Source organism: Paraburkholderia sejongensis, from assembly GCF_020880815.1.
In the GTDB taxonomy this organism is placed as follows: domain Bacteria; phylum Pseudomonadota; class Gammaproteobacteria; order Burkholderiales; family Burkholderiaceae; genus Paraburkholderia; species Paraburkholderia sejongensis.
Window position 1 is genome coordinate 348,465 of the sequence record NZ_JAJITD010000003.1, and the last position, 18,665, is coordinate 367,129.

17 protein-coding genes are annotated in these 18,665 nt (G+C 65.1%); 14 read left to right on the forward strand and 3 right to left on the reverse strand.

Annotated elements, in window-relative coordinates; translation table 11 throughout:
• Positions 1–230 precede the first annotated feature (230 nt).
• A complete protein-coding gene (locus LJ656_RS07755) occupies positions 231–1,142 on the forward strand; it encodes a LysR substrate-binding domain-containing protein (protein ID WP_230508682.1) in 912 nt (303 codons plus the stop codon).
• A gap of 57 nt (positions 1,143–1,199) precedes the next feature.
• Here the strand turns inward: LJ656_RS07755 and LJ656_RS07760 are convergent, their stop codons facing one another.
• A complete protein-coding gene (locus tag LJ656_RS07760) occupies positions 1,200–1,628 on the reverse strand; it encodes a MarR family transcriptional regulator (protein WP_230508683.1) in 429 nt (142 codons plus the stop codon).
• 221 nt (positions 1,629–1,849) lie between these two features.
• Here LJ656_RS07760 and badH point away from each other — a divergent pair, with 221 nt between their 5' ends.
• The 5 genes from badH (at position 1,850) to LJ656_RS07785 (ending at position 7,828) form a co-directional block, all read left to right on the forward strand.
• Positions 1,850–2,617: a 2-hydroxycyclohexanecarboxyl-CoA dehydrogenase gene (badH, locus tag LJ656_RS07765; protein WP_230508684.1), complete on the forward strand. Its 768-nt coding sequence runs from the start codon at positions 1,850–1,852 to the stop codon at positions 2,615–2,617.
• Between the two features lie 36 nt (positions 2,618–2,653).
• Positions 2,654–3,436 (forward strand): 2-ketocyclohexanecarboxyl-CoA hydrolase, encoded by a 783-nt coding sequence (gene badI, locus LJ656_RS07770; protein ID WP_230508685.1) that lies wholly within the window; start codon positions 2,654–2,656, stop codon positions 3,434–3,436.
• Between the two features lie 38 nt (positions 3,437–3,474).
• The gene (aliB, locus tag LJ656_RS07775) at positions 3,475–4,626 is read left to right on the forward strand and encodes a cyclohexanecarboxyl-CoA dehydrogenase (protein ID WP_230508869.1); all 1,152 of its coding nucleotides are present in this window, start codon (positions 3,475–3,477) and stop codon (positions 4,624–4,626) included.
• Between the two features lie 48 nt (positions 4,627–4,674).
• On the forward strand, positions 4,675–6,339 hold the full coding sequence (gene aliA, locus LJ656_RS07780; protein WP_230508686.1) for a cyclohexanecarboxylate-CoA ligase: 1,665 nt from the start codon (positions 4,675–4,677) through the stop codon (positions 6,337–6,339).
• Between the two features lie 181 nt (positions 6,340–6,520).
• Positions 6,521–7,828, forward strand: coding sequence for an acyl-CoA dehydrogenase family protein (locus LJ656_RS07785; RefSeq protein WP_230508687.1), 1,308 nt, complete (start codon positions 6,521–6,523; stop codon positions 7,826–7,828).
• Positions 7,829–7,924: 96 nt separating this feature from the next.
• On the opposite strand, the gene LJ656_RS07790 is transcribed toward LJ656_RS07785, so the two are convergent.
• Positions 7,925–9,052, reverse strand: coding sequence for a sigma-54 interaction domain-containing protein (locus tag LJ656_RS07790; protein WP_230508688.1), 1,128 nt, complete (start codon positions 9,050–9,052; stop codon positions 7,925–7,927).
• Positions 9,049–10,296 carry an acyl-CoA dehydrogenase family protein gene (locus LJ656_RS07795; RefSeq protein WP_230508689.1) on the reverse strand — a complete coding sequence of 416 codons (1,248 nt, stop codon included), beginning with the start codon at positions 10,294–10,296 and terminating at the stop codon, positions 9,049–9,051. The genes LJ656_RS07790 and LJ656_RS07795 overlap by 4 nt, the downstream gene beginning before the upstream one ends.
• 468 nt (positions 10,297–10,764) lie before the next feature.
• On the opposite strand from LJ656_RS07795, the gene msuE reads away from it, so the two are divergent.
• The 8 genes from msuE to LJ656_RS07835 all read left to right on the forward strand — a co-directional run bounded on the left by msuE (position 10,765) and on the right by LJ656_RS07835 (position 18,603).
• Positions 10,765–11,352: an FMN reductase gene (gene msuE / locus LJ656_RS07800; protein ID WP_230508690.1), complete on the forward strand. Its 588-nt coding sequence runs from the start codon at positions 10,765–10,767 to the stop codon at positions 11,350–11,352.
• Positions 11,353–11,399: 47 nt separating this feature from the next.
• Positions 11,400–12,506 (forward strand): dimethylsulfone monooxygenase SfnG, encoded by a 1,107-nt coding sequence (sfnG, locus tag LJ656_RS07805; RefSeq protein ID WP_230508691.1) that lies wholly within the window; start codon positions 11,400–11,402, stop codon positions 12,504–12,506.
• Positions 12,503–13,318 (forward strand): ABC transporter ATP-binding protein, encoded by an 816-nt coding sequence (locus LJ656_RS07810; protein ID WP_230508692.1) that lies wholly within the window; start codon positions 12,503–12,505, stop codon positions 13,316–13,318. Before sfnG ends, LJ656_RS07810 begins: the two co-directional genes overlap by 4 nt.
• 11 nt (positions 13,319–13,329) lie before the next feature.
• Positions 13,330–14,211 carry a branched-chain amino acid ABC transporter permease gene (locus tag LJ656_RS07815; protein WP_230508693.1) on the forward strand — a complete coding sequence of 294 codons (882 nt, stop codon included), beginning with the start codon at positions 13,330–13,332 and terminating at the stop codon, positions 14,209–14,211.
• 10 nt (positions 14,212–14,221) lie between these two features.
• Complete coding sequence (locus LJ656_RS07820; RefSeq protein WP_230508694.1) at positions 14,222–15,280, forward strand: branched-chain amino acid ABC transporter permease; 1,059 nt, start codon at positions 14,222–14,224, stop codon at positions 15,278–15,280.
• A gap of 45 nt (positions 15,281–15,325) precedes the next feature.
• Entirely contained in the window at positions 15,326–16,690 is a 1,365-nt protein-coding gene (locus tag LJ656_RS07825) for an ABC transporter substrate-binding protein (protein WP_230508695.1), read from the forward strand.
• 3 nt (positions 16,691–16,693) lie between these two features.
• Positions 16,694–17,464, forward strand: coding sequence for an ABC transporter ATP-binding protein (locus LJ656_RS07830; RefSeq protein WP_230508696.1), 771 nt, complete (start codon positions 16,694–16,696; stop codon positions 17,462–17,464).
• A 233-nt stretch (positions 17,465–17,697) separates the two neighbouring features.
• On the forward strand, positions 17,698–18,603 hold the full coding sequence (locus tag LJ656_RS07835; RefSeq protein WP_230508697.1) for a sterol desaturase family protein: 906 nt from the start codon (positions 17,698–17,700) through the stop codon (positions 18,601–18,603).
• Positions 18,604–18,665: the final 62 nt, after the last annotated feature.

Sequence of the window (18,665 nt, forward strand, 5' to 3'; positions counted from 1 at the left end):
TGGAAAGAAGAGCGGCGGCGCGGCGACAGCAAGAGTCTAGGAGGACAAAATAAAGTCACCGCTTTGCTTTTTCTGATCGTGATAACAGATGGTTATCGCGCGTGCGGGGATCCGTCGAAATTCGGGCTATGCCGCATGGTCCGGGCAGGGGCTCTGCGGTAACATGGCCCGTTCTTGCGCCTGGAGGTTGCTCCGGGCATCTGTTCGTTATTCATCGCGGATTTCCAGACTTGAAGCACAACCAGCTACGCGCGCTCGTCGCGATTGCCGAGCATGGCAGCCTGCGCGCAGCGGCGAAAACCGTCTGTCTGTCGCAACCGGCCCTCACCAAGGCGATCCGCGAACTCGAACAGGACCTCGGCGTGACGCTGGTCGCGCGCAGCGCGCGCGGCGCGCAACTGACGCCGTTCGGCCGCGCGATCTATACGCGCGCGAAACTGATCCTCGCGGAGATGCAGCATGCGCGCGACGACGTCTACCGGCTCTCGGGAACAGAAGGCGGCGTAGTGTCGTGCGCGGTGACCCCGCTGATATCGCTGAAGTACCTGCCGCGCGCGATCCGGATGTTCAGACAGCGCATGACGACGACGCGGCTGTCGGTGCACGAAGGCTTTCTCACCCAGGCGATGGCCGGCGTGCGCGACGGCACGCTCGACTTCGCGATCGTGGTGCTCGACGACAGCAAACTGTCGAACGAATTCCAGTTCCGGCCGCTGCTCGAAGCACGGCTGATGATCTCCGCGCGCAAGGGCCATCCGCTCGCCGACGCCCGCTCGATCTTCGAACTCGGCGGCGCGCAATGGATGTTGAACACGACGCCGGAAAGCATCGGGCGAGTGCTGCAGGATTACTTCGTCGATATGGGCGCGGGCGCGCCGCGCGTGGTGATGGAGTGCAGCTCGTTCAGCGGCAGTTTTTCGATGTCGGCCAACAGCGATCTGCTGTCGTGCTGCCCGCAGAGCTTTCTCGAATCGCCGTGGTTCAACGCGGCGGTGGTCGCGATTCCGGTCGCGGAGAGTTTACCGCAGGTGACTGTCGGGATCGTGTCGCGGCGTGATGCGTTGAATACGGCGGCTTGCGATTATCTGATCGATTGCTTTGCGGAAGCGGTGGCGGCGTTGCCGCCGTTTGAAGGAGGATGAGGGCGCGGCATTGGGTGAGTACCGGGTCGCCCTGCGACGGACAATAAACGCTTCCGATCAATCCTCCTCGCTCCCCTCGGCATCTTTCCCGCCCTCATCGAGCCGCTTCATGTTGTCGAGCAGCTTGAGCAGATAGTGCAACGTATGCGTGACATCGTCCGTCGAAAAATTGCTCAGCACCTGCTCGTAGTAGTCGTGGATCTTCGGCGTCGCCTGCTGCACCCACAGCTTGCGGCCTGACTCCGTCATCGTGATCCGGCGCGAGCGGCGGTCCTGGCCGTCGGCCGTCGCGCTCAGATGGCCGTCGCGCTCCATCCGGCTGATCAGCCCCGACAGATTCTGCCGGCTCACCATCAGATAGCTGGCCAGTCCGCCGACACTCATCCCGTGCTCCGCTTCGGGCCGCGATAGCGCGCCCAGCACCGCCCATTGCTGGGTGGTCAGCCCCTCCGCTTCCACTGCTCGCGTGCCGGTTTTATGCAACATATTTGCACACTGGTACAACCGGAAAAAGAGCCGGTTAGCCAGTTCCAGCTTCACCGATACGTCATTTTTTCGCTGCTTGACCAAGGGATTCTCCTGATACCGCCGTTCTTGTAGTCGCCGCTCACGCCGCCTACTATACGTCAATATATTTACATATCTAGGCGGTGCGGACGATTTCTTCGCAGCGCCAATGGTAACCCTGACAACCGACGGAGACGATTGTGCAAAGACTCGAAGGCAAGACGGTCATCGTGACCGGCGGCGGTGGCGGGATCGGGGGGGCGACCTGCCGGCGCTTCGCGGCCGAAGGCGCGCGGGTGGCGGTGCTGGACCTCTCGATCGAGGCCGCCGAAAAAGTGGTCGGCGCGATTCGCGCCGCCGGCGGCCAAGCCGAAGCACTGCGCTGCGATATCACCCAGCGCGCGGATGTCGACGCGGCCGTCGCGGCCACCGAAGCGAGACTCGGCCCGGTCGACGTGCTGGTCAACAACGCCGGCTGGGACGTCTTCAGGCCGTTCGTCAAGACCGAACCGTCTCAATGGGAGCGGCTGATCGCGATCAATCTGACCGGCGCGCTGCATATGCATCACGCCGTGCTGCCGGGCATGGTGCAGCGCAAGGCCGGGCGCATCGTCAATATCGCATCGGATGCGGCGCGGGTCGGCTCGTCGGGCGAAGCGGTGTACGCGGCCTGCAAGGGCGGGCTCGTATCGTTTTCGAAGACCATCGCGCGCGAGCATGCGCGCCACGGCATCACCGTGAACGTCGTGTGCCCCGGCCCGACCGATACCGCGCTGTTCGCCGAATACAAGGAAGGCGCCGGCAACCCCGAGAAGCTGATGGAAGCGTTCCAGCGCTCGATTCCGCTCGGCCGCATCGGCCAGCCCAACGACCTGCCGGGCGCGGTGGTGTTCTTCGCCAGCGACGACGCCGGCTACATCACCGGCCAGGTGCTCAGCGTGTCGGGCGGCCTGACCATGGCGGGTTGAATTCACGGCTGAATTCACATTACCAGGGAAGTGACGATGAACTACGAAGACATCCTTTACGAAGTGCGCAACGGCGCGGCGTGGATCACGATCAACCGTCCGGAGAAGATGAACGCGTTTCGCGGCCGCACCTGCGATGAACTGATTCACGCGCTGAACAAGGCCGGCTACGCGCGCGAAGTCGGCGTGATCGTGCTGGCCGGCGCGGGCGAGCGCGCGTTCTGCACCGGCGGCGATCAGTCGTCGCACGAAGGGCAGTACGATGGCCGCGGCACGATCGGCCTGCCGATGGAAGAGTTGCACAACGCGATTCGCGACGTGCCCAAACCGGTGATCGCGCGCGTGCAGGGCTTCGCGGTCGGCGGCGGCAACGTGCTGTGCACGATTTGCGACTTCACGATCGCGTCGGAAAAAGCGGTGTTCGCGCAGGCCGGCCCGAAGGTCGGCTCGGTCGACCCCGGCTACGGCACCGCGTTCCTCGCGCGCGTGGTCGGCGAGAAAAAGGCGCGTGAGATCTGGTATCTGTGCCGCCGCTACCCGGCCAGCGAGGCGCTCGCGATGGGCCTCGTCAACGCGGTCGTGCCGCACGAACAACTGGACGCCGAAGTGCAGAAGTGGTGCGACGAGATCATGGAAAAGAGCCCGACCGCGATCGCGATCGCGAAGCGCTCGTTCAACATGGACACCGCGCATCAGGCGGGTATCGCGGGCATGGGCATGTACGCGCTGAAGCTCTACTACGACACCGAAGAGTCGCGCGAAGGCGTGAAGGCCTTCCAGGAAAAGCGCAAGCCCGAGTTCCGCAAGTACGCGAAATAAGACGGGAAACAAGCCGACCACGAGCGCCAGGAGCCATGATGAATCCCTACCTCGATGAAGACCTCGTCGCGCTCGGCGAACATGCGCGGCGGTTTGCGCGCGAACGCGTCGCGCCGGGATTTCTCGAACGCGACAAGACTCGCACGCTCGACCGCGACCTGATGCGCGAGATGGGCCAGATGGGTTTTATCGCGCCCGAATTGCCCGAGCAGTACGGCGGCCAGGGGACCGGCTGCCTCGCGGCCGGCGTGATCCACGAGGAAATCGCGCGCGCCGATCTGAGCCTGTCGTACATCAACCTGCTCGCGTCGCTCAACGGCCAGATTCTCGCGCAGCACGCGGCGCCCGAAATCGCGCGGCCGTGGCTCGAAAAACTCACGCAAGGCACCGCACTGTTCGCGATTGCGCTGACCGAACCGCGCGGCGGCTCGGATGCGGCGAACCTGCGTCTGCGGATGGAACGGGTCGGCGACCACTATGTGCTGAACGGCGAGAAGACCTCGATTTCCGCCGCCGACCAGGCCGATGCGGCGGTCGTGTTCGCGCGCACCGGCAGTGTCGAAGCGGGCGCGCGCGGCGTGTCCGCATTGCTGGTGCCGATGGATCTGCCGGGCATCACCCGCAACCGCTTCGACTGTCACGGCCAACGCGCCATCGGCCGCGGCTCGCTGTTCTTCGAGAACGTGCGAGTGCCGGTCGACCATCTGCTCGGCGCAGAAGGGCAGGGCTTCGTGCAGGTGATGCAGGGCTTCGACTTCTCGCGCGCGCTGATCGGCTTGCAGGTGCTGGCGGTCGCCAAAGTCAGCCTCGAAGAAACCTGGGACTACGTCGCCCAGCGCGAAGCGTTCGGCAAGCCGCTGTCGGCGTTTCAGGGCGTGTCGCATCCGCTCGCCGATTTCGAAACCCAGGTCGAGGCCGCGCGCCTGCTCTGTCTACAAACGCTGTGGCTGAAGGATCGCGGCTTGCCGCACACCGCCGAGGCGGCGATGTGCAAGTGGTGGGGCCCGAAACTCGCGTACGACGTCGTGCACCAATGCCTGCTGTCGTTCGGCCACGGCGGCTACGATCGCGGTCCGCTGGAGCAACGCCTGCGCGACGTGCTGGGCTTCCAGATCGGCGACGGCACCGCGCAGATCATGAAGACGATCATCGCCCGCACCCGCGCGGGGCGCGACGCGGTACCGGCCTGAACCCATGCATCCTTGCTCAGGCATCCATAACAAAACGGAGACGCACGCATGGAGTTCGACCCGGTTCTGATCGCGCCGCGACGGCAGACGAGCATCGCGCGCGGGTGGTGGCCCGAGCGCACCATCAACGACGCGCTCGACGCCTGTCTCACGACCCGTCCCGACCAGCTCGCGCTTAGCGCGATGCGGCTGGAGGACGGCACCGCCACGCGCTTCACCTACCGCGAAATGGCGACGCTGGCCGACCGGATCGCGGTCGGTCTCGCGCGGCTCGGCGTGCAACGCAACGACGTGGTGTCGATGCAATTGCCGAACTGGTGGGAGTTCACGCTGACCTATCTGGCCTGCTCGCGCATCGGCGCGGTGATCAATCCGTTGATGCCGATTTTTCGGGAGCGCGAGCTGTCGTTCATGCTGAACCACAGCCGCAGCAAGATCATGATCGTGCCGAAGCGGTTTCGCGGCTTCGACTACGAGCGGATGATCGCGGGCCTTGGCCGGCAGTTGCCGCATCTGCGCGAGGTCGTGGTGGTCGGCGGCGAAACGGACGGCAAACCCGCCGCGAACAGTTTCGAAGCGCTGCTGTCGGGTCCGCAATGGGAGCGCGATGCGGATGCGCGCGAAATCCTGACCCGCAATCGTCCGGGTCCCGATGACGTTACGCAATTGCTCTATACGTCGGGCACCACCGGCGAGCCGAAAGGGGTGATGCATACGGCCAACACGCTGCTGTCCAATATCGTCCCGTATGCCGACGCGATGCGCCTGAGCGCGGACGACGTCGTGTTGATGGCGTCGCCGCTCGCGCATCAAACCGGCTTCATGTATGGGCTGATGATGCCGATCGTGCTCGGCGCCCGCGCGGTGTTGCAGGATATCTGGCAGCCCGCGCAAGCGGTTCAGACGATCCGCGACGAAAGCGTGACCTTCACGATGGCATCGACAGTATTCCTGACCGATCTGGCGGCGAGCGTGCATGAAACGCAAGCGGCCGTGCCGAGCTTGCGGACCTTCCTGTGTGCCGGCGCGCCGATTCCGGGGCCGCTGGTCGAACAGGCGCGCGCGGCGCTCGGCGCGAAGATCGTGTCGGCCTGGGGGATGACCGAGATGGGCGCCGTCACGCTGACCGGGCTCGACGATCCCGACGAGCGCGCGTTCACGACCGACGGCGCGCCGCTGCCCGGCGTCGAGCTGCGCATCGTCGACGACGAGCACGCACCGTTGCCGGCAGGCGCGACCGGCCATCTGCTGGTGCGCTCGTGCTCGTCGTTCGGCGGCTATCTGCATCGCGAGCATCTGAACGCGACCGATGCCGACGGCTGGTTCGATACCGGCGACCTCGCGCGCGTCGACGCGCACGGCTATATCCGCATCAGCGGACGCAGCAAGGACGTGGTCATCCGCGGCGGCGAAAACATTCCGGTGGTCGAGATCGAGGCGTTGCTGTACCGGCATCCGGCGATCGCGGCGGCGGCGCTCGTCGCGTATCCGGATCGAAGACTGGGCGAGCGGGCATGCGCGGTGGTCGTCACACGGCCGGGCGAGCCGCTCGATCTGCCGGCGCTCGTCGCGTTTCTGAAGTCGCACAAGGTGGCCGCGCATTACCTGCCGGAACGCTTGCTCGTGCTCGATGCGCTGCCGGTCACGCCGGCCGGCAAGGTGCAGAAGTTCAAGCTGCGCGAGCTGTTGCGCGATGGGGAGCGGGGGCAGTAGCGCGGGTCGGCGTGCGGCTGTAACAGCGAAGCGCCAGCACGTTGCTGACTGAACAGCAGCGTGCCGGCCGCAAAGCCCCGGATGCGCGCGTTGCGCGCGGGGTGGACTCACTGGTACGCAATGTGCAAACGGTTAGCGAACCGCGCGGCTCCATCGAGCCTCGCCTTCACCCGGAGACCACATGGCTACCCTGAGTCAACCTGAAACAAAACGATCCATTCCCGCGTCGGCGTCTCTGTCCCGCGGTGCGAATTATCAGCAACTGGCCGCGCGCTTTCGTCCGGTCTTCGAGCGGATCGCGGCCGGCACGCTTGAGCGCGAGCAACGGCGCGCGCTACCGTACGAGCCGATCCAGTGGCTGAAGGAAGCGGGCTTCGGCGCGGTGCGGGTGCCGGTCGAATCCGGCGGCGCCGGCGCTTCGTTGCCCGATCTGATCCGCTTGCTGATCGAACTCGGCGAAGCGGATTCCAACCTGCCGCAAGCGCTGCGCGGACATTTCGCTTTCGTCGAAGACCGTCTCAATGCGCCCGCCGACGCCAGTCGCGAACGCTGGTTCGCGCGCTTCGTCGCGGGCGAGATCGTCGGGAACGCGTGGACCGAAGTCGGCAGCGTCGCGATCGGCGAGGTGCAGACGCGCGTCACGCGCGACGGCGAGCGCTGGATCATCAGCGGCGAAAAGTACTACTCGACCGGAACGATTTTCGCCGACTGGATCGACGTCTTCGCGCAGCTCGACGAAGACGGGCGCAACGTGATCGCCGCGGTGCGCGCGGACCAGCCCGGCGTCACCCGCAGCGACGACTGGGACGGTTTCGGTCAACGCTCGACCGGCAGCGGCACCACCCGTTTCGATTCGGCGCACGTCGAAGCGGAACACATCATCGATTTCTCGACCCGCTTCAAATATCAGACCGCGTTCTATCAACTCGTGCTGCTGGCCGTATTGACCGGCGTGGGCCGCGCCGCGCTGCGCGACGTATCGCACGAGGTCCGCGCGCGGCGGCGGATTTTCAGTCACGGCAATGCGCCGTCGGTGGCGCGCGATGCGCAGGTGCAGCAGGTGGTCGGCGAAATCGGCGCACGCGTGTTCGCTGCCGAGGCGGCGACCGTGCAAGCCGCCGAAGCCGCCCAGCGCGCGTACGAGGCCCGTTTCGCCGGCGATGCGCACGCCGAACACGAAGCCAACATCGCGGCCGAACTCGATTCGGCGCGCGCCCAGGTCGTCGTCACCGAGCTGATTCTGAAAGCGACGACTGACCTGTTCAATGCGCTCAGCGCGTCCGGCACCAGCGAGGTCCGTCGACTCGATCGCCACTGGCGTAACGCGCGCACCGCGGCCTCGCACAACCCGCTGATCTACAAGGCGCGGATCGTCGGCGATTGGGAAATCAACCGGACGGAGCCGCCCTATGCGTGGCAGATCGGAGCGGGGCCGGGCGGCGCGGCGGCGGCGGTGGAGGAACCGGTAGCGGAGCAATCGGCCGCGTAGCGCGAATCGACGACTGCGGCCCGCGTAGGGACGGGCCGCATGACGCGCGGCTACTCAGCTACTCAGCTACTCATCGATGCGATAACGCGCACGCCGCTACTTGAGCGCGGCAATCTCCTTCGCGCGAATCAACCTTGCCCGCAGCACGTTGCGGCTGATCCCCAGCAGCCGCGCCGCCTGAATCTGATTGCGGTGGCTGTACTCATACGCGACCTTGATCACGGTGTTCTCGATGTCCTCGAACAGATGCTCGTGCTCGCTTTCCAGCAGCTCGCGCAGCGCGGCCTCGAGTGCCTGCTGCGCATCGCCCGGCAACACATCGGGACCGGCCACCCGCTCGCTGGCGGGCGCGCCGAACGCGGCAAGCTGCATATCGCCTTCCTGCAACGTGTCGTGACGGCCGATCAGCAGTGCGTGATGGATCACGTTCTCCAGCTCGCGGATATTGCCCGGCCAGCGATGCGCGAGCAGCCTGCGCTCCGCTTGCGGCGCGATCTCGCGCGGACCGTAGCCGAGGCGGCTGCGATAGTCTTCGATGAAGTAGCGCGCGAGCGGCAGGATATCGCCGGGCCGCTCGCACAGGCGCGGCACGTCCAGCTGAACGACGTTGAGCCGGTAGTACAGGTCGCCGCGAAAATGTCCGGCGGCGACCGCCTGCGGCAGATGCACGTTGGTCGCGGCCAGCGCGCGCACGTCGATCGGCAGGCTCTGCCGCGAACCGAGCCGCACCACCTCGCGTTCCTGCAGCACGCGCAGCAGTTTCACCTGCATCGACAGCGGCAGATCGCCGATCTCATCGAGAAACAGCGTGCCGCCGTTCGCCGCTTCGAACCAGCCGGGCTTGGCGCTGAACGCGCCGGTGAACGCGCCTTTCTCATGGCCGAACAGCTCGCTCTCGACCAGCGTCTCGGAGAATGCGCCGCAATTGACCGCAACGAACGGTTTGTCCTTGCGCTGACTGAGCGCATGCACGTGGCGGGCGATCAGCTCCTTGCCGGTGCCGGTCTCGCCGGCAATCAGAATGTTCGCGTCGCTCGGCGCGACCATCTGCACCCGTTCCAGCAGCGCGAGAGAACGTGGATCGACGAACACCTGCGCGCGCCCGCGAATCGACGTGCTCAGGCCGCGCGGATTGGGCAGGCTGTACACGTGGGGCAGCGCGCCGGCGGGCGAGGGCGGGGCGGCGAGCGCGTCGGCCCAAACGTCGGAGAGAGAAGGGTTCATGAGTAAAAGCTCGGCGTCGGATAGGTTCGCTTGAGGGCCCACTCGCCGATTTCGCGCATCTTGTAGGCAAGCGGATCATGCAACGTGTGAGTGCGCAGATTGCGCCAGTAGCGGTCGAGCCGCAGCGAGCCGTGGGTGGCGCGCGCGCCGGCGACATCGAACATCCGCGTACAGATGTCGAGTCCCGTCTGCGCGGCGGCAACCTTCGCGGTCGCCACCGCCAGCGCGACCTCTCCGCGTTCGCTCTCGCTCAGCGCGAGGCCGCGCGCCCATGCGTCGTCGAGCCGGTCGGCGGCGCGCGCGGCAAGCGTGCGCACCGCTTCGAGACCGACCCAGAATTCGCCGTACTGAGCGAGTATGTACGGATCGTCGCCGACGCTCGCGAGTTGTGACGCCGGCCACGGACGCGCTTCGTTAAGCGTGTAACGGCGCGCGTCTTCGAAGGCGGCCTCGCCGATGCCGAGATACACGTGCGCAAGGATCAGTTGCGCGATCAGCGGCCGCAAGCATGCGAACGGCGTGGACAGCGGGCCGGGATCGACGAGCACTTCATGATGATCGACCCGCACGCGCTCGAAGGTCACCGTGCCGCTGTCGGTCTGACGCTGGCCGATGTTGTCCCAATCGTCGGCGATCGCGATGCCGCTGCGTTGGGTCGGCACCGCGGCCACCAGAAACGCATTAGTGCGCGCATCGCGTGCGGACGCGATCAGCATTTCCGAATCGAGTGCGCCCGAGCAGAAGCTCTTCTGGCCGGAGAACTCGAGCCAGTCGTCGCGGCTATGGCTGAGCGTGCGATCGTCGAGCGGATTGAGCGCGTTGCCCCAGAACCAGTCGTGACGCGCGGTCTTTTCGAACCATGAGCCCCACTGTCGCTCGGTGCCGAATAGCCGAACCGTCGCGAGCATCAGGTGATGAAACGCGAATACGTGCGCGAGCGACCCGTCGACGCCGGCAATGATTCGCACGACATCGAGCGTCGTTCGCCAGCTCGCGCCGAGACCGCCGTAAGCGGTCGGAATGCTGAGCGCGAGCAGGCCGCTCGCGCGCAGCGCGTCGCGCTCGGCTTTCGGCGTGCCGCCGCGCTGATCCCGTTCGACCGCGCTCAGCGCGAAACGCGTCGCGAGTTCCGCTGCGATCTGCTGCGGCTCGGCGCGCGCGCGGGCGTTGCCGTTCGGGTGCGGCGCAGGCGCAGGCGGATGCGGCGCGTCATACGTTGCAGGTGTGGAGACGAGGTCGGCCATCTGGATGGACAGGACGAAGCATGTCGCGAGCGGACCCGATGACGGGCCGGGCGCGTTGCGATGATCGTCGCGAGTGCTGATCGAGCAGCAAGTGTTTCATCTCCGCCGCGATCCTGAAAGCATCGATTTCTCATATTCAAAGTCCCAATGCTGCTTGCGCAGCGGCAACCCGTTAAATCGGCCCGCGATGGGTCGCGACACTGCTGGCTCAGCAGCAGCGCGTCAGCAGATTGCTGTCCGGCGTTCATACGCGCGCTGAATATGCTTTGCATAACTCAACGAAGCGCCGTGCGTATCGATACCGCGGGGATCGTTGCGACAGCCATGCAGGCGTCAGCGCCGCTGTTTTCACAGGCGAGCGCGCACATGCAGCGCAATTGGCACAGTGCTTGCCTTAGATGGACCCGGCACCGCCGCCGGTTTGATCCCACTAAAGCGCGGTGCGTTATCAGCAACTGAGGATTAGTTATGACCACACCACTGCGTATCGTCGCGGTTTCGGGAAGCTTGCAGCAACCTTCGCGAACCCGCGCGCTCACCGTCGCATTGCTTCAGGGGCTCGAGCGCGCGCTCGTCGCCGAAAGACGCGAAGTGCAGACGCACCTCGTCGATCTCGGCGAGGTTTCGGCATCGCTCGGCAACACGTTTTCGCGGGCCCATGCGGGCGGCGAACTCGAAAGCCATCTGCGCGCGATCGAAACCGCCGATGCGCTAATCGTCGCGAGCCCGGTGTACCGCGCGTCGTATACCGGCCTGTTCAAGCATCTGTTCGATCTGATTCATCACGAGGCGCTGTTCGACGTACCGGTGCTGCTTGCGGCGACGGGCGGCAGCGAGCGGCACGCGCTGGTGATCGACCATCAATTGCGGCCGCTGCTGAGCTTCTTCCAGGCGCACACGCTGCCGGTCGGCGTGTACGGCTCCGAAGCCGATTTCCACGACTATCGCGTCAGCAGCGAACCGCTGAACACGCGCATCGCGCTCGCAATCGAACGTGCCGCGCCGGTGATCGCGCAGCGGCCGCGCCGCCACGGCGACGTGCAGATCGCCGCGTGAGCGGTCTGCTCAACGACTCCCTTCCTGTATCGACGAGACCTCATTCCATGACGCAAACCACATCCCCCTCGCAAGACGCCGTCAAATTCGCTTACTGGGTTCCCAACGTAAGCGGCGGCCTGGTCGTCAGCACGATCGAACAACGCACCGACTGGAGTCTCGAATACAACCAGCGTCTCGCGCAGACCGCCGAACGCGCGGGCTTCGAATACGCGCTCAGCCAGATCCGCTTCACCGCCGGTTATGGCGCCGAACATCAGCACGAGTCGGTGTCGTTCAGTCAGGCGCTGCTGCACGCGACAACCCGCCTGAAGGTACTCGCCGCGATTCTTCCGGGCCCGTGGCATCCGGCGGTGGTCGCCAAACAGCTCGCGACGATCGACCATATTTCGAATGGCCGCATCGCGATCAACGTCGTCAGCGGCTGGTTCAAGGGCGAATTCACCGCGATCGGCGAACCCTGGCTCGAACACGACGAACGCTATCGTCGTTCGAAGGAATTCATTCAGGCGCTCAAGGGCATCTGGACGCAGGACAAGTTCACCTTCAAAGGCGACTTCTACCGCTTCAACGACTACACGCTCAGTCCGAAGCCGTTGCAGAAGCCACACCCCGAAATCTTCCAGGGCGGCAGTTCGCGCGCGGCCCGCGACAACGCGGCGAGCGTATCCGACTGGTACTTCACGAACGGCAATACGCCGGAAAACCTCAAGGCGCAGATCGACGACATTCGTGCGAAAGCCGCGGCCAACGGCCACAAAGTGCGGATCGGCGTGAACGCGTTCGTGATCGCCCGCGACACGGAAGCCGAAGCGCGCGCGGTGCTCGACGACATCATCGCCAACGCGCATGTGGAAGCGGTCCATGCCTTCGGCGAGGCGGTCAAACAGGCCGGCAGCGCATCGCCCGAAAAAGAAGGCAACTGGGCGAAATCGACCTTCGAGGATCTGGTGCAGTACAACGACGGCTTCCGCACCAATCTGATCGGCACGCCGCAGCAGATCGCCGAGCGCATCGTCGAACTGAAAGCGATCGGTGTCGACCTCGTGCTGACCGGCTTTTTGCACTTCATCGAGGAGGTCGAGTACTTCGGCGCCAAAGTGCTGCCGCTGGTGCGCGAACTGGAGAGCCGTCGTCAGCCGGCGCTCGCATGACGGAAGCGGCGGCTGCGACGGCGCCGCTGCTCGCCCTCGAACACATCTCGCTGTCGTTCAAGGGCGTCAACGCGCTCACCGACATCGGCTTCGCGGTCGCCCGCGGCGAGATCTGCGCGCTGATCGGTCCGAACGGCGCGGGCAAGAGTTCGCTGCTGAACGTGATCAACGGCGTGTATCGCGCGCAACAGGGCGTGGTGCGCTACGACGGCCGCGCGTACCGGCATATCGATCCATACCGCGCCGCGTATCTTGGGATCGCACGGACCTTTCAGAACCTCGCGCTGTTCCGGCGCATGAGCGTGCTCGATAACGTGCTGACCGGCCGCAGTCTGCATCGGCGCAGCGGCTGGATCGAACAGGTGTTGCGCGTCGGCCGCGCGCGCCGCGACGACGCCGAACAACGCCGCCACGCGAGTCAGGTGATCGAAGCGCTGATGCTCGAACGGTATCGCGACGACCCGGTGGGCAGCTTGCCTTACGGCTTGCAAAAGCGCGTCGAGCTGGCTCGCGCGGTCGCCGCGATGCCGCGTCTGCTGTTGCTCGACGAGCCGATGGCGGGCATGAACGCAGCCGAGAAGCAGCAGATGGCTCGCACGATTCGCGACGTGAACACGCAGTTCGGCGTGACCGTGGTGCTGATCGAGCATGACATCGGCGTCGTGATGGGGCTGTCCGATCACGTGGTGGTGCTCGACTACGGCAAGAAAATCGCGGACGGCACGCCGGCCCAGGTGCGCACCAATGAAGACGTGCTGGCCGCCTATCTCGGCACCCGTCGGGAACGGCAGCGCGCAGCACTCCACGCTTGAGAGGCAATCCGATGGAGTTCTTTCTGGAAGTGCTGGTGGGCGGCCTACTCGCCGGCACGATGTATTCGGTCGTCGCGATCGGCTTCGTGCTGATTTATAAGGCATCCGGAATTTTCAATTTCGCGCAGGGCGCATTGGTGCTGTTCGGTGCGCTGACCTACGTGTGTCTGGTCGAACGCGGTCTCGCGCCATGGTTCGCGATCCTGATTACGCTCGCGGTGCTGGTGGCGATCGCGCTGCTGACCGGACGGCTGGTGCTGCGCCCGCTCGTCAACCGGCCGCCGATCACGCTGTTCATGGCGACGCTCGGCCTGAGCCTGATTCTCGAAGGCGCCGCGCAACTGATCTGGGGCGCGCAGGTGCACGGACTCGATCTCGGCATCGACGACAAACCGTTGCACGTGGGCGGCGTAATGGTCAGCCAGTTCGACCTGTTCGCGGCGGCGCTCGCTGGAGTCCTCGTGATCGGGCTCAGTGCGTTGACCCGTTATTCGCGGCTCGGGCTGAAGCTGCGCGCGGTCGCCGACGATCCGCTCGCCGCGCTCGCGGTCGGCGTGCGGCTCGAACAGGTGTGGGCGATCGTCTGGGCGCTCGCGGGCTTCGTCAGCCTCGTCGCCGGTCTGCTGTGGGGCGCGCGGCTGGGCGTGCAGTTCTCGCTGTCGCTGGTGGTGCTGAAGGCGCTGCCGGTTCTGATCATCGGCGGCTTCTCGTCGATCACCGGCGCAATCGTCGGCGGACTGCTGGTCGGCGCCGGCGAAAAACTCGCCGAGGTGTATCTCGGCGCGCTGATCGGCGACGGCATCGAGAACTGGTTCCCTTATGTGATCGCGATGCTGTTCCTGCTGGCTCGTCCGTCCGGCCTGTTCGGCGAAGCGACGGTCGAACGCATTTGATGGAGACACGATGGAACTGACTCGCACCACCTTCGACGCGCGCCGCGCGGAGCTCAAACGCTGGCTGCCGCCGCTCGGGCTCGCGCTGGTCGCGTTCGTGGCTGTCCCGCTGGTGGCGAACGATTACTGGCTCAGCGCGATTCTCGTGCCGTTCCTGATTCTGTCGCTGGCAGGCCTGGGCCTGAACTTCCTGACCGGCTATGCCGGGCAGTTGTCGCTCGGCTCGGCCGCGTTCATGTCGGTCGGGGCCTACGCCGCCTATAACGTGCTGGTCCGGCTGCCGCTGCTTCCATTGCCGGTCGCGCTGCTGCTCGGCGGCCTCGTCAGCGCGGCGGTCGGCGTGCTGTTCGGTTTGCCGAGCCTGCGCATTCGCGGCTTCTATCTGATCGTGTCGACGCTGGCCGCGCAGTTTTTCGTGGTGTGGCTGTTCACCCGCGTCAGCTGGTTCTCGAACAACGACACGTCGGGCGTGCTCAGCGCGCCGCGCCTCGCGATCGGTCACTGGCGGATCGATACGCCGGCCGCGCGCTATCTGTTCGTGCTGGGCGTCGTCACGGTGCTGTTCCTGCTCGGCGCGAGCGTCGTGCGCAGCGAACTCGGGCGCCGCTGGATGGCGGTGCGGGACATGGATATCGCGGCCCGGGTAATCGGCATTCCGGTCGGCCGCAGCAAGCTGCTGGCGTTCGCGCTCAGTTCGTTCGTGCTGGGCATCGCTGGCGCGCTGTGGGCATTCGCGTACCTCGGCACGGTCGAGCCGGACGGCTTCAGTCTGAATCTGTCGTTTCAGATCCTGTTCATCATCATTATCGGCGGCATGGGCAGTGTCGGCGGCAACCTGTATGGCGCGGCCTTCATCGTGCTGCTGCCGATCCTGCTGTCGAATGCGGCGACCGCGCTCGCGCAGATCGGCATCGGCGCCGAGCAGTTGCAGAACCTGCAAAAAATCATTTTCGGCATGCTGATTATCGTGTTTCTGATCAAGGAACCCGATGGTCTCGCGCGGCTGGTTCAGGTTGCGCGCAGCAAGCGGACTCAACGGACCACCTCGCGCTCGCACGAGCTTTCATGATTCTTCCCGGCTTCCGGCCAATTCATCAATACGGATCACATCAGCATGACTAACCATATCAAACGATTGAACACCCGCGCTCCCGGCAAGCTGTTGCGCGCGCTCGCCGCAAGCGTCGCGCTCGCCGGCTTCGCGATCTCGCCCGCGCATGGCGGCCAAGCCGAATACTTTCCGTTGCAGAGCTACCGGGTCGGCCCGTACGCGGCCGGCGGCAGCGGATTTTTCGGCGGCTTCATCGACTACATGCAGTTGATCAATGCGCGCGACGGCGGCGTCAACGGCGTCAAGCTGGTGTGGAAGGAGTGCGAGACCGAGTACGTGGTCGAGAAGGGAGTCGAGTGCTACGAGCGTCTGAAGAACAGCGGCCCGGACGGCGCGCCGACCGCCGCGACCAATCCCTTGTCGGTCGGCATCGCGTACGCGACACTCGACCGTTCGAGCGTCGACAAACTGCCGCTGATTACGATCAATCACGGCCGCACCGATTCGACCGACGGCGCGGTATTCCCGTACGTGTTCCCGCTGCAACTGAATCCGTATAGCGAGGTGTCGGCGATCGTCAACTACATCGGCCAGCGCTCGGGCGGCCTGCAACAACTGAAGGGCAAGAAGATCGTCGTGCTTTACCACGGCTCGCCTTACGGACGCGAAACGATACCGGTAGTCGATCTGCTCGCGAAACAATACGGTTTCGCGGTCACGCAGATCGAGGTCCCGCATCCGGGCAACGAGCAGGGCTCGCAATGGCTGAAGATCCGCCAGATCGCCCCCGACTGGGTGATCCTGCGCGGCTGGGGCGTGATGAACCCGGTCGCGCTGAAAAGCGCGCAGAAGGTCGGTTATCCGGCCGATCACATCATCGGCAATATCTGGAGCAATTCGGAAGAGGACGTGCGGCCCGCGGGCGACGCGGCGAAAGGCTTCGTGTCGATCACGACCCATCCGTCCGGCACCGACTATCCGGTGTTGCAGGCGATCAACCAGTACGTGATCAAGGCGGGCAACGGCAACCTGAAAGATCCGGCGCGCTTCGGCACCGTGTATTACAACCTCGGCGTGGTGAACGGCATCCTGAATGTCGAAGCGCTGCGCACCGCGCAGAAAAAATTCGGCGACAAGCCGTTGACCGGCGAACAGGTCCGCTGGGGCTTCGAACATCTGAATCTCGACGACGCGCGTCTGAAGCAGCTCGGCGCGCTGGGTCTGGTCCAGCCGCTGAAGCTGTCCTGCGAGGACCACGAAGGCGGCGGAGCGGTGCGCTTTCAGCAATGGGACGGCCAGCACTGGAAGGTCGTCAGCGATTGGGTCCAGGCCGATCGCACGCTGTTGCGGCCGATCATCGAGAGATCGGCGAATGCTTACGCGAAAGAAAAGGGCATCACGCCGCGCGATTGCCGCAAGGAGAGCTAACCGATGGCCGCTGCCCGACTGCTCGAAGCGAGTTCGCTCGCGGTGTCATGGCGGCAGACCAGCGTCGCGTTGCACGACGTGTCGCTGCATGTCGACGCCGGCGAGATCGTTGTGCTGCTCGGTGGCAACGGCGCCGGCAAGACCACGACGCTGAAAGCGATTTCGCGGCTGCTGCACGCCGAACGCGGCGAACTGACCGCGGGGCGGATCGCGTTCCGCGGCGTCGACGTGGCGCGCGACGAACCGTGGCGGGTGGTCGAACGAGGGCTTGCGCAGGTGCTCGAAGGGCGGCGTTGCTTCGCTCACCTGAGCGTCGAGGAGAATCTGCGCCTGGGCGGCTTCGTGCGGCGCGGCCGGCGCGCGCAGCTCGAGGCGGACCTCGACCGCATCTATGCGATCTTCCCGCGCCTGAAGCTGCGCCGCCGGTTGCAGGCCGGCTACATGTCGGGCGGCGAGCAGCAGATGCTCGCGATCGGCCGCGCGCTGATGGCCAAGCCGACGCTGGTGCTGCTCGACGAGCCGTCGATGGGCCTCGCGCCGCAAATCGTCGACGAAATCTTCGAAATCGTCGCGGCACTCAATCGCGACGGCGTCAGCTTCCTGCTGGCCGAGCAGAACGCGGCGGTGGCGCTGCGCTATGCGCACCGCGGCTACGTGCTCGAGAGCGGCACGGTGGTTACGCGCGGCAGCACCGCGCAATTGCGCGACCTCGACACGTTGCGCGATGCCTATCTGGGGCGGGCCGCGCAACGCGACGAAGAGCGCGTGAGCTAGCGCAACGCTCGACGGCCGGCAGCCGCCTGACAAGCCGCTTTGCCGCGCTTTCCCCCCGCTGCGGACAGCGGGGAACCCCGGGCACGCCGGCGCCTCGGCCCCATGACACACGGCGAAATATCTTTCGCATAGCCAGTCACGAGAACCCTGTCTACAGTGCGCGTATCGGATGCGCTGCACTGACTACCCGCCGCCGCAGACGATACCTCCCGCCACCACCCTATGGCATCGTCATGGAATCCTTAACAAAACTCGTGCTCGCCTTTACTGGCGTCGTCGTTGTCGTTTCGCTGATCGAAGCAGTCGTGCTCAGCCGCATGAAGCGTGCGGCCACACCGTTTGCGTGGTACGAGGTGTGGATTTCACTGTTCGATCTGGCCGGACGCAGGCTGCTGTCGCTGCTGCCGATCTCCGTTGCGACACCGGTTTTCAGCTTCGTCTACGACCATCGCATTTTTACCGTCGATATCAATAGCGCGCTGATGGTGTTCGCACTCTTCATCGGCATGGAGTTCTGCTACTACTGGTATCACCGCGCGTCGCATCGGGTGCGCTTCTTCTGGGCCACGCACGCCGTGCATCACTCGCCGAACCAGTTGACGCTTTCAACCGCATATCGTCTGGGCCTGACCGGCAAACTGACCGGATCCACGCTGTTCTTCGCGCCGCTGGTATGGCTCGGGGTCAAGCCCGAGGTCGTACTGTTCGCGCTGTTCATCAACCTGATGTATCAGGGCTGGTTGCACACCACCTACATTCCCAGGCTCGGCTGGTTCGAATATGTGTTCAATACGCCTTCTTCGCACCGTGTGCACCACGCGTCGAACGTCAGTTACCTCGACGCGAACTACGGTGGCGTGCTGATCGTCTTCGACCGGCTGTTCGGCACCTACGTCGAAGAATGCGCGGACGAACCGTGTCGCTACGGTCTCGTGACGCCGACCACGTCGCACAACCCGTTCATCGTCGAATTCGAGCATTGGGCCACGCTGATTCGCGATGTCGTCAAGGCAAAGAGTGCGTGGACTGCGATCAATCACGTGATCCAGCCGCCGGGGTGGCTGCCCGACGGGGGAGGGGAAACGACGGAAGAACTGCGCCGCGGGCGCGAACAGTCCAGTCGAACTTGCCGGGGGTGAGTTGCGGTCCGGGAAGGGCGGTCCTGCTTCTGTGCGTCGGCGCCACATTGATGTCAGACAAC

Bases quoted from the DNA above. Each gene is read 5' to 3' on its own strand.
- LJ656_RS07760 (WP_230508683.1), bottom strand. From the start codon at position 1,628: ATGTTGCATAAAACCGGCACGCGAGCAGTGGAAGCGGAGGGGCTGACC.
- LJ656_RS07815 (WP_230508693.1), top strand. From the start codon at position 13,330: ATGGAGTTCTTTCTGGAAGTGCTGGTGGGCGGCCTACTCGCCGGCACG.
- aliA (WP_230508686.1), top strand. From the start codon at position 4,675: ATGGAGTTCGACCCGGTTCTGATCGCGCCGCGACGGCAGACGAGCATC.
- badI (WP_230508685.1), top strand. From the start codon at position 2,654: ATGAACTACGAAGACATCCTTTACGAAGTGCGCAACGGCGCGGCGTGG.
- LJ656_RS07825 (WP_230508695.1), top strand. From the start codon at position 15,326: ATGACTAACCATATCAAACGATTGAACACCCGCGCTCCCGGCAAGCTG.
- LJ656_RS07795 (WP_230508689.1), bottom strand. From the start codon at position 10,296: ATGGCCGACCTCGTCTCCACACCTGCAACGTATGACGCGCCGCATCCG.
- LJ656_RS07785 (WP_230508687.1), top strand. From the start codon at position 6,521: ATGGCTACCCTGAGTCAACCTGAAACAAAACGATCCATTCCCGCGTCG.
- LJ656_RS07820 (WP_230508694.1), top strand. From the start codon at position 14,222: ATGGAACTGACTCGCACCACCTTCGACGCGCGCCGCGCGGAGCTCAAA.
- LJ656_RS07835 (WP_230508697.1), top strand. From the start codon at position 17,698: ATGGAATCCTTAACAAAACTCGTGCTCGCCTTTACTGGCGTCGTCGTT.
- aliB (WP_230508869.1), top strand. From the start codon at position 3,475: ATGAATCCCTACCTCGATGAAGACCTCGTCGCGCTCGGCGAACATGCG.
- LJ656_RS07810 (WP_230508692.1), top strand. From the start codon at position 12,503: ATGACGGAAGCGGCGGCTGCGACGGCGCCGCTGCTCGCCCTCGAACAC.
- sfnG (WP_230508691.1), top strand. From the start codon at position 11,400: ATGACGCAAACCACATCCCCCTCGCAAGACGCCGTCAAATTCGCTTAC.
- msuE (WP_230508690.1), top strand. From the start codon at position 10,765: ATGACCACACCACTGCGTATCGTCGCGGTTTCGGGAAGCTTGCAGCAA.
- LJ656_RS07830 (WP_230508696.1), top strand. From the start codon at position 16,694: ATGGCCGCTGCCCGACTGCTCGAAGCGAGTTCGCTCGCGGTGTCATGG.
- LJ656_RS07790 (WP_230508688.1), bottom strand. From the start codon at position 9,052: ATGAACCCTTCTCTCTCCGACGTTTGGGCCGACGCGCTCGCCGCCCCG.